This window comes from Streptomyces sp. NPDC093260 (assembly GCF_040683715.1).
GTDB lineage: Bacteria > Actinomycetota > Actinomycetes > Streptomycetales > Streptomycetaceae > Streptomyces > Streptomyces sennicomposti.
In genome coordinates, this window is the sequence record NZ_JBFBEK010000043.1 from 1 (window position 1) to 12,934 (window position 12,934).

The 12,934-nt window shown below is 70.7% G+C and carries 12 protein-coding genes and 1 tRNA gene; 8 read left to right on the forward strand and 5 right to left on the reverse strand.

Going from position 1 to position 12,934, the window contains the following annotated elements:
* Nucleotides 1-111: 111 nt before the first annotated feature.
* Complete coding sequence (locus AB0N63_RS33810) at nucleotides 112-429, reverse strand: Lsr2 family protein (protein WP_009189439.1); 318 nt, start codon at nucleotides 427-429, stop codon at nucleotides 112-114.
* A 367-nt stretch (nucleotides 430-796) separates the two neighbouring features.
* On the opposite strand from AB0N63_RS33810, the gene purS reads away from it, so the two are divergent.
* The 6 genes from purS (at nucleotide 797) to purM (ending at nucleotide 7,967) form a co-directional block, all read left to right on the forward strand.
* Entirely contained in the window at nucleotides 797-1,060 is a 264-nt protein-coding gene (purS, locus tag AB0N63_RS33815; RefSeq protein ID WP_019982969.1) for a phosphoribosylformylglycinamidine synthase subunit PurS, read from the forward strand.
* A complete protein-coding gene (gene purQ / locus AB0N63_RS33820) occupies nucleotides 1,057-1,737 on the forward strand; it encodes a phosphoribosylformylglycinamidine synthase subunit PurQ (protein WP_365535358.1) in 681 nt (226 codons plus the stop codon). Before purS ends, purQ begins: the two co-directional genes overlap by 4 nt.
* Entirely contained in the window at nucleotides 1,734-3,992 is a 2,259-nt protein-coding gene (purL, locus tag AB0N63_RS33825) for a phosphoribosylformylglycinamidine synthase subunit PurL (protein WP_365535361.1), read from the forward strand. Before purQ ends, purL begins: the two co-directional genes overlap by 4 nt.
* A gap of 283 nt (nucleotides 3,993-4,275) precedes the next feature.
* Nucleotides 4,276-5,073, forward strand: coding sequence for a sterol carrier family protein (locus AB0N63_RS33830; protein WP_365535363.1), 798 nt, complete (start codon nucleotides 4,276-4,278; stop codon nucleotides 5,071-5,073).
* A gap of 231 nt (nucleotides 5,074-5,304) precedes the next feature.
* Nucleotides 5,305-6,834, forward strand: a complete 1,530-nt coding sequence (gene purF, locus AB0N63_RS33835; RefSeq protein ID WP_365535366.1) for an amidophosphoribosyltransferase — start codon at nucleotides 5,305-5,307, stop codon at nucleotides 6,832-6,834.
* Nucleotides 6,835-6,878: 44 nt separating this feature from the next.
* Complete coding sequence (gene purM / locus AB0N63_RS33840; protein WP_365535369.1) at nucleotides 6,879-7,967, forward strand: phosphoribosylformylglycinamidine cyclo-ligase; 1,089 nt, start codon at nucleotides 6,879-6,881, stop codon at nucleotides 7,965-7,967.
* A gap of 129 nt (nucleotides 7,968-8,096) precedes the next feature.
* Here purM and AB0N63_RS33845 read toward each other — a convergent pair whose 3' ends face one another.
* Nucleotides 8,097-8,351 carry a DUF3073 domain-containing protein gene (locus AB0N63_RS33845; protein WP_365535371.1) on the reverse strand — a complete coding sequence of 85 codons (255 nt, stop codon included), beginning with the start codon at nucleotides 8,349-8,351 and terminating at the stop codon, nucleotides 8,097-8,099.
* Between the two features lie 330 nt (nucleotides 8,352-8,681).
* Nucleotides 8,682-9,770, reverse strand: a complete 1,089-nt coding sequence (locus AB0N63_RS33850; protein WP_365535374.1) for a Glu/Leu/Phe/Val dehydrogenase dimerization domain-containing protein — start codon at nucleotides 9,768-9,770, stop codon at nucleotides 8,682-8,684.
* A 232-nt stretch (nucleotides 9,771-10,002) separates the two neighbouring features.
* Between AB0N63_RS33850 and AB0N63_RS33855 the strand changes: the two genes are divergently transcribed.
* Both AB0N63_RS33855 and bldC read left to right on the forward strand, forming a co-directional pair.
* A complete protein-coding gene (locus AB0N63_RS33855; RefSeq protein ID WP_365535376.1) occupies nucleotides 10,003-10,863 on the forward strand; it encodes a hypothetical protein in 861 nt (286 codons plus the stop codon).
* A gap of 561 nt (nucleotides 10,864-11,424) precedes the next feature.
* A complete protein-coding gene (bldC, locus tag AB0N63_RS33860) occupies nucleotides 11,425-11,631 on the forward strand; it encodes a developmental transcriptional regulator BldC (protein WP_003949541.1) in 207 nt (68 codons plus the stop codon).
* Between the two features lie 531 nt (nucleotides 11,632-12,162).
* Here bldC and AB0N63_RS33865 read toward each other — a convergent pair.
* Both AB0N63_RS33865 and AB0N63_RS33870 read right to left on the reverse strand, forming a co-directional pair.
* Entirely contained in the window at nucleotides 12,163-12,369 is a 207-nt protein-coding gene (locus AB0N63_RS33865) for a DUF6274 family protein (protein ID WP_365535378.1), read from the reverse strand.
* A 410-nt stretch (nucleotides 12,370-12,779) separates the two neighbouring features.
* Nucleotides 12,780-12,854: transfer RNA gene (locus AB0N63_RS33870), tRNA-Asp, on the reverse strand.
* Between the last annotated feature and the right edge of the window lie 80 nt (nucleotides 12,855-12,934).

Genomic DNA, 12,934 nt, shown 5'->3' on the forward strand with positions numbered 1-12,934 from the left:
GGGGGGCGCCGGGGGGGGGGGGGGGGGGGCGGGGGGGGGGGGGGGGGGGGGGGGGGGGGGGGGGGGGGGGGGGGGGGGGCCGTGGGCCCCCCCCCCCCCCCCCCCGCCGCCTCACTGCGCCGCGCTGAAGGCCTCGTACACCTTCTTCGGGATCCGGCCCCGCGCCGGCACGTCCATCTTGTTGGCCTGCGCCCAGGCGCGGACGGCCGCGGGGTCGGGGGCCACCTCCGTCTGCCGGTACGCCTTGCCGGAGCGCGACCGCTTGCGGCCCGCCTCCACATACGGAGCGAGCGCCTTGCGCAGCCGCTTCGCATTGGCCTGGTTCAGGTCGATCTCGTAGAACTTGCCGTCGAGTCCGAAGGCGATCGTTTCCGCCGCTTCCGAGCCGTCGATGTCGTCAAAGAGAGTGACCACGACACGCTGCGCCACGAATATCGGTCCCTTCGTGCGACACCTCTGCGTCCCGGCGGCTCTGTCCTGGCCGTCCGGACGTGCGGAGATGTTCGCCAGATAGTCGGCTGTCCGCCTGTTATCGGGAAAAGTATCGGCTGTTGCCAATTCATTTGTACAGTGCCGGGCATTGCCAAGTGAAGCCCCGACTAAATCTGTCCGCGTGTCCCGGGGCAATGGAGTATCCGGCACGCATCGCCGAACTTTCCCAGAACTTTTCCCGAAGGCCGCGCTCCGATACCGCACCGTGACCGTCGTCACGTAGTTTCCTACCAATCTACTCGCGTAGAAATTTTGTGCGGGTAGTCTGAAGGAACCTGCTCAGCACCACACACCGGGAGTGCCAGTGGCACGCGTCGTAGTCGACGTCATGCTCAAGCCGGAGATCCTCGACCCCCAGGGCCAGGCGGTGCAGCGCGCACTGCCGCGTCTGGGTTTCGAAGGCATCTCCGACGTACGTCAGGGAAAGCGATTCGAACTGGAAGTGGACGGGCCCGTCGACGACGCCGCGCTCGCCCGCATTCACGATCTTGCCGAATCCTTCCTCGCCAACACCGTGATCGAGGACTTCACCGTCAAGGTGGAGGAAGTCGCGGAGGCCGCGAAGTGACCGCTCGTATTGGCGTCGTCACTTTCCCGGGCAGCCTCGACGACCGTGACACCCAGCGCGCGATCCGTCTCGCGGGCGCCGAACCGGTCGCCCTGTGGCACAAGGACAAGGACCTCAAGCAGGTCGACGCGGTGGTCCTCTGCGGTGGTTTCTCCTACGGCGACTACCTGCGGGCCGGCGCCATCGCCCGGTTCTCGCCGGTGATGGACACCCTCGTCGACCAGGCCAAGGCCGGCCTCCCGGTGCTCGGCATCTGCAACGGCTTCCAGATCCTCACCGAGGCCCACCTCCTCCCGGGCGCGATGCTCGGCAACGACCACCTCCACTTCATCTGCCGCGACCAGAAGCTGCGGGTGGAGAACGCGGAGACCGCCTGGACCGGCGACTACACCGCCGGCCAGGAGATCCGCATCCCGCTGAAGAACATGGACGGCCGGTACGTCGCCGACGCGTACACGCTGGACAAGCTGGAGGCGGAGGGCCGCGTCGCCTTCCGCTATCTGGATGTCAACCCCAACGGCAGCCTGCGGGACATCGCCGGCATCACCAACGAGGCCGGGAACGTCGTCGGCCTCATGCCGCACCCCGAGCACGCCACCGAGCCGCTGATCGGCACCGGCCGCACCGACGGCCTGCCGTTCTTCACCTCGATCCTGAAGAAGCTGGTCACCGCATGAGCAGGACGCCTCTGGACACGGTCGAGCACGCGGCCGCGACCCCCGACGTCGAGCTGCCCTGGGCCGAACTCGGCCTGAAGAAGGACGAGTACGAGCGGGTGGTGGAGATCCTCGGCCGCCGCCCCACCGGCGCCGAGCTCGCCATGTACTCCGTGATGTGGTCCGAGCACTGCTCGTACAAGTCCTCCAAGGTCCACCTCCGCCAGTTCGGCGAGAAGGCCCCCGAGAGCGACGCGCTGCTCGTCGGCATCGGCGAGAACGCCGGCGTCGTGGACGTGGGCCAGGGCTACGCCGTCACCTTCAAGGTGGAGTCGCACAACCACCCCTCCTACGTCGAGCCCTACCAGGGCGCGGCCACCGGCGTCGGCGGCATCGTCCGCGACATCATCGCGATGGGCGCCCGCCCGGTCGCCGTCGTGGACCCGCTGCGCTTCGGCGCCGCCGACCACCCCGACACCAAGCGGGTGCTGCCCGGCGTGGTCGCGGGCATCGGTGGCTACGGCAACTGCCTGGGCCTGCCCAACATCGGTGGCGAGGTCGTCTTCGACGCCTGCTACCAGGGCAACCCGCTGGTCAACGCCGGCGCGATCGGCGTGATGCGGCACGAGGACATCCACCTCGCCAAGGCCTCCGGCGCCGGCAACAAGGTCATCCTGTACGGGGCCCGGACCGGCGGCGACGGCATTGGCGGCGCCTCCATCCTCGCCTCCGAGACCTTCGACGACGCCAAGCCCTCCAAGCGCCCCGCGGTCCAGGTCGGCGACCCGTTCCAGGAGAAGCTCCTCATCGAGTGCACCCTGGAGGCGTTCGCCGAGAAGCTGGTCGTCGGCATCCAGGACCTCGGCGCTGCCGGTCTGTCCTGCGCCACCAGCGAGCTGGCCTCCAACGGCTCCGGCGGCATGCGCGTCACCCTGGACGACGTCCCGCTGCGCGACTCCACTCTCTCGCCCGAGGAGATCCTCATGAGCGAGTCGCAGGAACGCATGTGCGCGGTGGTCGAGCCGGAGAAGGTCGACCGCTTCCTGGAGATCTGCGAGAAGTGGGACGTCATCGCCACTGTCATCGGCGAGGTGACCGACGGCGACCGCCTGGAGATCTACTGGCACGGCGGCAAGATCGTGGACGTCGACCCGCGCACGGTCGCGCACGAGGGCCCGGTCTACGAGCGCCCCTACGCCCGCCCCGCGTGGCAGGACGCCCTCCAGGCCGACGACGCGAACAAGCTGCCCCGGCCGCGGTCCGCCGAGGAGCTGAAGGCGCAGGTCCTGAAGCTGGTCGCCTCCCCGAACCAGGCGTCCAAGAAGTGGATCACCCAGCAGTACGACCACTTCGTGCAGGGCAACACCGTCCTCGCCCAGCCCGAGGACTCCGGCATGATCCGCATCGACGAGGAGACCGGCCTCGGCGTGGCGATCGCCACCGACGGCAACGGCCGCTACGCCAAGCTCGACCCGTACACGGGCGCGCAGCTGGCGCTGGCGGAGGCCTACCGCAACGTCGCCACCACCGGCGCGAAGCCGCTCGCCGTCTCCGACTGCCTGAACTTCGGCTCGCCCGAGGACCCGGCGGTCATGTGGCAGTTCGCGGAGGCCGTCCGCGGTCTGGCCGACGGCTGCCGGCAGCTCGGCACGCCGGTGACCGGCGGCAACGTCTCGCTCTACAACCAGACGGGCGAGGCCGCCATCCACCCGACGCCGGTCGTCGCCGTCCTCGGCGTGATCGACGACGTGACCCGGCGCACCCCGGTGGCCTTCCAGGAGGAGGGCCAGCTGCTGTACCTCCTCGGCGACACCCGCGAGGAGTTCGGCGGCTCGGCCTGGTCGCAGGTCGTCCACGACCACCTCGGCGGTCTGCCCCCGAAGGTGGACCTGGAGCGCGAGCGGCTGCTGGCCGAGATCCTGATCTCCGCCTCCCGTGACGGCATGATCGACTCCGCGCACGACCTGTCCGACGGCGGCCTGATCCAGGCGGTCGTCGAGTCCGCGCTGCTCGGCGGCAAGGGCGCCCGGCTGGTCGTGCCGGACGGTCTGGACGCGTTCACCTTCCTGCTGTCCGAGTCGGCCGGGCGCGCGATGGTCGCGGTGCCGCGCTCGGAGGAGGTCCGCTTCACCGACATGTGCGGCGCGCGCGGCCTGCCGGCCACCCGCATCGGCGTCGTGGACGGCGACACGGTCGAGATCCAGGGCGAGTTCGACCTGCCCCTCGCCGAACTCCGCGAGGCGCACGAGAACACGATCCCGGCCCTGCTGGCGTAGTCCGGCGGGTACGGGACGACGCAGGGGTCCGGCCGCCACGACGGCCGGACCCCTGCGCGGCATGCCCGGCCGCTCGCCGCGTATCGCCGATCCCACGGGTCACGTGCCGCCGGCTCCCGTGCGGCCGTCGTCTCCCGTACGACCGGTGGCTGCCGTCAGGCTTCCCGGCGTGCGGAACCCGGCGTGCGGCAGAGGGCGTAGCCCTCCGGCGCCCGAGCCGTCCGCACCCGCCCCGTCGAAAAGTTCCTGAGCCGACCCGTCTCCACGGCATAGGCTCCCTGCCATGCCCCCGGTGAAGAAGCGCGCCCGGTCCTACGATCCCGGCAAGATCCGCGTGGCGGTTCTCGCCCAGTTCGGTCATGTGCGGGAGGCCGTGCGCGGTCTCAGCGACGAGCAGCTCGCGCTGCCCACCCGGCTCGGCGACTGGACCGTGCGGGACCTCGTCGCCCACCTCACCATGGCCGTGGAGAGCGTCAGCCTGGCCGCCGAGCGCCCCGCGCCCGCCCGCGCCGAGACCGGGCCGCTCGACTACGCCGCGGCCACCGGACGGCACGCCGAGGCCATCGCCGACCGCAGCCACGCCATCGCCGAGGCCCACCCCGACCTGGACGCCCTGTACACGCGGGTGGGGGAGCGGTTCGCCGGCACGCTGGAGCGGGTTCCGCACGACCGGCTCATCGACACCCGGGCCGGCGCCATGACCCTCGCCGACTACCTGGTCACCCGCACCGTCGAACTCGTCGTCCACACCGACGACCTGAACGCCGCCGTGCCCGGTCTGGACGTCCCGCTGGAGCGCCAGGCCCTTGCCGCATGCACGCGGCTGCTGGCCGACACCCTCGCCGTCCGCGCGCCCGGCGGCTCCACGGAGGTGCGGGTGCCGCCGTACGCGGTCGTGCAGTGCGTGCAGGGGCCGCGGCACACCCGCGGCACCCCGCCCAACGTCGTCGAGACCGACCCGCTGACCTGGGTCCGGCTGGCCACCGGGCGGCTGGCCTGGACGGACGCCGTGGCGGACGCGCGGGTGAGCGCGAGCGGAGAGCGCGCCGACCTCTCCGGGCTGCTGCCGCTCATGTCCTGAGCCGAGCCCGCCCTACGCGCCGGACGATGTGCGGCACATCACTTGCGGCCACCGCGCGGCGGCCTGCGGCGCCCTTCCGGCGGCCGGGCGGGGCACTGCGGTGAATCCCCCGTCCCATCCGTTTGACCTGCGGAAACGCAGGAACCACCGCCGCCGCGTCCGGCGGAAGATCCAAAGCCGCCCCCCATCCCCAATTCGGACCAGTGGACGACCTCGCTTAGACTCGGAGGCGTGCCACGTGGTGACGGTCGACTCAATCACGATCTGCTCCCCGGCGAGAAAGGCCCCCAGGACGCATGCGGCGTCTTCGGTGTCTGGGCTCCGGGCGAAGAGGTCGCAAAGCTCACGTACTTCGGGCTCTACGCCCTCCAGCATCGGGGTCAGGAATCCGCGGGAATCGCGGTCAGCAACGGCTCCCAGATCCTCGTCTTCAAGGACATGGGCCTCGTCTCCCAGGTCTTCGACGAGACCTCGCTCGGTTCGCTCCAGGGTCACATCGCGGTCGGACACGCCCGCTACTCGACCACCGGCGCCTCCGTGTGGGAGAACGCCCAGCCGACGTTCCGGGCCACCGCGCACGGCTCCATCGCGCTCGGCCACAACGGCAACCTCGTCAACACCGCCCGGCTCGCCGAGATGGTGGCCGAGCTGCCCAAGGACACCAACGGCCGCTCCACCAGGGTCGCGGCCACCAACGACACCGACCTGCTGACGGCCCTGCTGGCCGCCCAGGTCGACGCCGACGGCAAGCCGCTGACCATCGAGGAGGCGGCCCACACCGTCCTGCCGCAGGTCAAGGGCGCCTTCAGCCTCGTCTTCATGGACGAGCACACCCTCTACGCGGCCCGTGACCCGCAGGGCATCCGCCCACTGGTCCTCGGCCGTCTGGAGCGCGGCTGGGTGGTCGCCTCCGAGTCCGCCGCCCTCGACATCTGCGGCGCCAGCTACGTCCGCGAGATCGAGCCGGGCGAGTTCGTCGCCATCGACGAGAACGGCCTGCGCACCTCTCGATTCGCGGAAGCGAAGCCCAAGGGCTGTGTCTTCGAGTACGTCTACCTGGCCCGCCCCGACACCGACATCGCCGGCCGGAACGTCTATCTCTCGCGTGTCGAGATGGGCCGTCGGCTCGCCGCGGAAGCGCCCGTCGAGGCCGACCTGGTGATAGCGACCCCGGAATCCGGCACCCCCGCCGCGATCGGGTACGCCGAGGCGTCCGGCATCCCCTTCGGTGCCGGCCTGGTGAAGAACGCCTATGTGGGCCGCACCTTCATCCAGCCCTCGCAGACCATCCGCCAGCTCGGCATCCGGCTCAAGCTGAACCCGCTGAAGGAAGTCATCAAGGGCAAGCGCCTGGTGGTCGTGGACGACTCGATCGTCCGCGGCAACACCCAGCGCGCCCTGGTCCGGATGCTCCGCGAGGCGGGCGCGGCCGAGGTCCACATCCGGATCTCCTCGCCGCCGGTGAAGTGGCCGTGCTTCTTCGGCATCGACTTCGCCACCCGCGCCGAGCTGATCGCCAACGGCATGAGCATCGACGAGATCGGCACCTCGCTGGGCGCCGACTCGCTGGCGTACATCTCCATCGACGGCATGATCGAGGCGACCACCATCGCCAAGCCGAACCTGTGCCGCGCCTGCTTCGACGGCGAGTACCCGATGGAGTTGCCCGACCCGGAGCTGCTCGGCAAGCAGCTGCTGGAGACCGAGCTGGCCGCCGGGCCCGCGGCCACGGCCGCCGCCGACGCGATCCGGCGCCCGTAAGCGCCCCGCCAGCCCCCTTTCACCAACCCGAAAGATCCCAGGCAATGTCTGAGACAACCACCGGCGCGTCCGGCACGTCCGGTGCTTCCTACGCGGCTGCCGGCGTCGACATCGAGGCGGGCGACCGCGCCGTCGAGCTGATGAAGGAATGGGTGAAGAAGACCCGGCGGCCCGAGGTGCTGGGCGGCCTCGGCGGCTTCGCCGGCCTCTTCGACGCCTCCGCGCTCAAGCGCTACGAGCGGCCGCTGCTCGCCTCCGCCACCGACGGCGTCGGCACCAAGGTCGACATCGCCCGGCAGCTGGGCGTGTACGACACGATCGGCCACGACCTGGTCGCCATGGTCATGGACGACATCGTCGTGTGCGGCGCCGAACCGCTGTTCATGACGGACTACATCTGCGTCGGCAAGGTGCACCCCGAGCGGGTCGCCGCCATCGTCAAGGGCATCGCCGAGGGCTGTGTGCTGGCGGGCTGCGCCCTGGTCGGCGGCGAGACGGCCGAACACCCCGGACTGCTGGGCGCGGACGACTTCGACGTCGCCGGCGCCGGTACGGGCGTCGTGGAGGCCGACCGGCTGCTCGGCCCCGACCGCATCCGCACGGGTGACGCGGTGATCGCCATGGCGTCCTCCGGCCTTCACTCCAACGGGTACTCGCTGGTCCGGCACGTACTGCTGAACCAGGCCGGTCTCGCCCTGGACACGCACGTCGAGGAGTTCGGCCGCACCCTCGGCGAGGAGCTGCTGGAGCCGACCAGGATCTACTCGCTGGACTGCCTGGCGCTGACCCGCACCACCGAGGTGCACGCCTTCAGCCACATCACCGGCGGCGGGCTCGCCGCCAACCTGGCCCGGGTGATCCCGGACGGGCTGCACGCCGTGGTCGACCGCTCCACGTGGACCCCGGCCCCCGTCTTCGACCTCGTCGGCCGGACCGGCGACGTCGAGCGGCTGGAGCTGGAGAAGACCCTCAACATGGGCGTGGGCATGATCGCCATCGTCCCCGAGGAGTCCACCGACGCGGCCCTGGCCACCCTGGCCGACCGCGGGGTCGACGCCTGGGTGGCCGGCGAGATCACCGACCGCGGCGAGCACCCCACGGGCGCGGCCCTGGTGGGGGACTACGCCGGCTGAGCGACGGCAGCGGCCGTCGGTGCCCCGGCGCCGACGGCCCGGACACGGCCATGTGCGAGGACACGGGCACGGACAGCACAGAACCCGGTCCGTGGGAAGCCCACGGACCGGGCTGTGGTCGATGCAAGGTCAAGCGCCGCGGCGACGCTGGTGGGAGGAGTTGTCGTCCTCTTCCTCGTCGTCGTCCTCGTAGAGGTCGGCGTACCGTGCGTACAGGTCGTCGTCTTGCTCATCTTCCTCGAAATGGCCGCCGTTGGTCGGCGGCGGATTCGACGTCGATGCGCCCAGCTCCTCGGCCAGGCGTGAGAGATCAGTCCCACCGCTGTTGTACTTCAGCTGGCGGGCGACCTTCGTCTGCTTGGCCTTGGCCCGGCCGCGCCCCATGGCTCGACCCCCTCAACGACGGGGCTCGACGGCCCCAGAGTCTTGACACGCGTTCATGATCCGGCACGGGCTCTCCGCGGAGAGACCGGTCCGTAGGGCTTCCACGGTACCTGAGCCCGCGCCCATACGGTACGTCGCCCGCAGGAAGCGCGTGTGCGCAGGACCTTCGAGGCGCCCCGTCCTCGCTGGTCAGTGGCGATTTTAACCACTTATCGGCGGGCGACCCGCCGGTCGACGTGAGAGTTGTCTCCAACCGCCCACCGGCAGGTACCGGTCAAACGCAGGATTGCGCCGTGCGCGCGGGCGCTCACCGCCCGCGCGCGCGAGGGGTCACTTCCGTGCGTCCGCCATCCGCTGCTCCGCGATCCGGTCGGCCGCCGCGGCCGGCGGAATCCCGTCTTCCTTCGCACGTGCGAAGATTGCGAGCGTGGTGTCGAAGATCTTCGCGGCCTTCGCCCTGCACCGTTCGAAGTCGAAGCCGTGCAGCTCGTCGGCGACCTGGATGACACCGCCGGCGTTCACCACGTAGTCCGGCGCGTAGAGGATGCCGCGGTCGGCGAGGTCCTTCTCGACGCCGGGGTGCGCGAGCTGGTTGTTGGCCGCGCCGCACACCACCTGCGCGGTCAGCGCCGCCACCGAGTCGTCGTCCAGAGCGCCGCCGAGGGCGCAGGGCGCGTAGATGTCGAGGCCCTCCACCCGGATGAGCGCCTCGGTGTCGGCCACCTGGCCGACGGAGGGGTGCGCCTCGACGACCCGGCGCACGGCCTCGGGCCGCACGTCCGTGATCACGACCTCGGCGCCCTCGTCCAGCAGGTGCCGCACCAGGTGGTGCCCGACCTTGCCCACGCCCGCGATGCCCACCTTGCGGCCGCGTAGCGTCGGGTCGCCCCACAGGTGCTGCGCCGAGGCCCGCATGCCCTGGTACACGCCGAAGGCGGTCAGCACCGAGGAGTCGCCCGCGCCGCCGTTCTCCGGGGAGCGGCCGGTGGTCCAGCGGCACTCGCGGGCCACGACGTCCATGTCGGCGACGTAGGTGCCGACGTCGCAGGCGGTGACGTAGCGCCCGCCGAGCGAGGCCACCATCCGCCCGTAGGCGAGCAGCAGCTCCTCGGTCTTGACCTGTTCCGGGTCGCCGATGATCACGGCCTTGCCGCCGCCGTGGTCGAGCCCGGCCATGGCGTTCTTGTACGACATGCCGCGGGCGAGGTTGAGCGCGTCGGCGACGGCCTCCGCCTCGTTCGCGTACGGGTAGAAGCGGGTGCCGCCGAGGGCCGGGCCGAGGGCGGTGGAGTGGATGGCGATGACGGCCTTGAGGCCGCTGGCGCGGTCCTGACAGAGCACGACCTGCTCGTGGCCGCCCTGCTCGGAGCGGAACAGGGTGTGCAGGACGTCAGCGGAGGCGCCGGTTACGTCGGTCACGGTGGTGACTCCTGGGTAAGTAGCGGCGAGACGGGACGGGCTTCCGTGAAGGTGGCGGAGGCCGTGCCAGGAGATTAGACCCTGACCTCCGCGGCCACGGGCGCAGTGGTCGGGATCACCCTCCCTAGGAGTACCTTCCCATCCGGACGTGCGACGATTTGCAGTGGTTTTCCGTCCGTCCGGGCGCGGTCCGGTCGGGTTTCGGCTCCGGACCGGTGGGGAGGGAGCAGGCGTGCCCAAGGTGTCCTCGGTGGTCGTCCCGTACGCGGCCTACTTGCGCGTCTACGAGCCGCTGGCGGCCTTCCCCGAGCAGGAACGGGGGCACTGGGAGCGCTACGTCCGCAGCCCCGACCGCCCTTCCTACCAGGACGAACTGCGCCGCTCGCTGGCCGATCTGCTGCCCACCCCGCCGGTGGCGGTGCCGGTGCACGAGAGCCGGGACGCCTTCGTCCTGGAGGTGGACGGGGTGGTCTGCGTCTGCCCCTGGCGCACCCGGCTGCGCGGCTGGCAGGCGCTCGGCGAGTTGTCCGGGGAACTGCCGTCGGTGGTCCTGGACGCGGTGCTGCCTCCGGTCGTGCGCCGCCAGGCCGCCCAGGACTACGAGCGCTGGCTCGCCCGCAACCCGGACGCCCGGCCGTGGATCCGCACGGCGACCTGGCAGGTGCCGCTCAACTGGTTCGTGCTGGTCGCCGACGAGGAGCGGGAGTACGTCAAGGGCACCGGGGCGCCGGCGGCCGGCGGGGACGGCGCCCCGGTGCTGCGCTACCGCACCCCGATGGTGCAGGCGCGGCGGCGGGTGGCGCGCGGGCTGCGGGCCCTGCGGGACGCCATCGACGAGGGGCCGCTGATCGACGGCCTGGTGGACGTCGGCCGTTGGCTGGAGGAGTTCCACCCGCGGTCCCTGGTCGAGCTGGACTACGGCGGGCTGGTGCACGCGCTGCCGGCCGGTGATCTGGAGGGCGACCACTCGGCGGCGGACGTGGCCGAGGGGATCGACGCGCTGCGCCGGGGCGACGCGGACACGGCCGGGGAGGCGTACGGACGGCTCGTGGAGCGTTGGCGTGCGGTGCGCGACCGGCGTTCGGCGAACTGACGCGAGCCGCGTCCGCACTCGTGACCCGGCATGTGACCTGGGTCACGGCTCGAACGTCGTCGAACGACGTACGGTCAGGAGCCTTCAGCGGAGCTGACGGGGCGTAGGCGGCGACGGTGACGATCCGGGCCTTTGTTCCAGGGGTGATCTACCGCACTTACGAGAACCTTGCCCCGCTTGCCCCTCCTCATGCCAAAATAGGACAAGGAGTCCGGGGAGGACTCCTTCCGCCCTGCTGTGCTCCTGTCTGGGTGGAATCTCAGCATTGCACGCTTTGGGGGGTCTGGTGACTTCCTGATCGCCACGTGACTGATCGTCACAGTGGTGTGACTGTCCGCTATGGCATGGTCCATCGGCTTCCGTCGCTGATGAACACCTGGGAGGGCAATTCCATCGGTTTGGCCGACGCGGCTGGACAGATGGTGTAGTTGTAGTGCCGAGGACAAGCCGTTCGTCCTATAACCGACTCGACTCGCGTCCGCCATTTCGGGCAACGCGGGTCAAGGTGCAGAATTTAGAGGAAAGAACCGAGAAGGTTCGGTTCTCCCGAGGAGGCCGCTCATGACCGCTCGCACCCCTGATGCCGAGCCGCTGCTGACCCCGGCTGAGGTCGCCACCATGTTCCGCGTCGACCCGAAGACGGTCACGCGCTGGGCGAAGGCCGGCAAGCTCACGTCGATCCGCACGCTCGGCGGGCACCGCCGCTACCGCGAGGCCGAGGTCCGCGCTCTGCTCGCGGGCATCCCGCAGCAGCGCAGCGAGGCCTGAACAACTCCATAACCGGGCAAACCGGCCGGTCCCCCAACTGGCTGTCATGTCCGGGCCCATAGCTCCAAGCGACGCGGGTCCTGCCCCAACAGGCCCCACGCCCAAGCCGTCAGAGCTCTTCAGGCATGTGAACAGGGTGCGTCGTCGGTCGCGCTGGACTCCGCCGGGTCCAGCGCGATCTTTTTTGTGCGTCCGGGGGGCGTGATGGGGCGGCTCTGTGAGCGGCCTTGTCGGAGCCTGGGGAGGGGTGTCGGATCCTCTGCGGAGACCCTCGGAGGTCAGTGCAATTGCACATATTAAATTGACCCCTTGTAGGAGGGGTGTAAATGCGGGCCTTCTGAAAACTCGTACGGTGACACCCGTCACATGACCGGGTGCTTGAAGCGCGGCGGCGCGGTGCGCTAGTGGAACTCTCGCTTCCACCGCCCTTTGGGCGCAGGGGAGTTCGGCTTCGCGCGCCCGGGGTGCGCCGGTCGGGGGTGGCCCGGCCCGTCTCACGCCGTGGTGGGGTGCTGCTCGCTCTCCAGCGGCTCAAGGGGCTCCAGCGCCGTGAGGTCCGCCGGCGGCTGTGGGGGCGGCCTCCTGGGAGCCGGTGGCTGTTCTGGGCGCGCTGTCGAGCGCGAGGCGCAGCAGGTGGTGGCAGACGGGGCAGCGGTAGGTGAAGTGGCGGTACGACGAGGCGGCCGCGAGGTGCGCGCGGAGCAGGGCCCGTGTCTCGTGCCTGGCCGATGCCGCCATACGCCACCTCCAGCGGGGGCCGTACCCGAACGGCGCCCTGCTTTCTGGGTACCGAGCGAATGTGACTCCGTCAAGGCGCGGGACGCGCCCTCCCGCGGCCGAGGCCGACCGGTGGGTGCGGGAGTGCCGTGGGCGGCAACGGGGGCGGTCTTGACGGAAGTTGCGGGGACGGTCCGCGGAGGGCGACGGCGGCAGGGCGACGCCATGAGGGGGCCGCCACGGCCCAGACCCGAGGCGGAGGCCGGAACGCCGAAGGTCCGCTGCCGTCCCGGGTGGCGAGTCCTCGCCGTCGCGTTCCTGACGGGATGTGCTGTGCCCGACCGCTGCTTCGCCGCGGGCGCGGCCTGCGGGGGCTGGGGACAGGAACGCCGAAGGCCCGCTGCCGTTTCCGGTAGCGGGCCTTCTTGCTGCGGTCCTGACGGGATTTGAACCCGCGGCCTCCACCTTGACAGGGTGGCGAGCACTCCAAACTGCTCCACAGGACCAGGTTTTGCGGCGCTTTTTCTACGTTGCGCTGCGAGAAGAGACTCTACAGGAGGCGAGCCGCCTGGTCGAACTCACTCAC

Excerpts from the sequence above, each read along its gene's own strand:
- purM (WP_365535369.1), top strand. The coding sequence starts at position 6,879 with ATGTCTGAGACAACCACCGGCGCGTCCGGCACGTCCGGTGCTTCCTAC.
- AB0N63_RS33830 (WP_365535363.1), top strand. The coding sequence starts at position 4,276 with ATGCCCCCGGTGAAGAAGCGCGCCCGGTCCTACGATCCCGGCAAGATC.
- AB0N63_RS33845 (WP_365535371.1), bottom strand. The coding sequence starts at position 8,351 with ATGGGGCGCGGCCGGGCCAAGGCCAAGCAGACGAAGGTCGCCCGCCAG.
- purL (WP_365535361.1), top strand. The coding sequence starts at position 1,734 with ATGAGCAGGACGCCTCTGGACACGGTCGAGCACGCGGCCGCGACCCCC.
- bldC (WP_003949541.1), top strand. The coding sequence starts at position 11,425 with ATGACCGCTCGCACCCCTGATGCCGAGCCGCTGCTGACCCCGGCTGAG.
- AB0N63_RS33865 (WP_365535378.1), bottom strand. The coding sequence starts at position 12,369 with ATGGCGGCATCGGCCAGGCACGAGACACGGGCCCTGCTCCGCGCGCAC.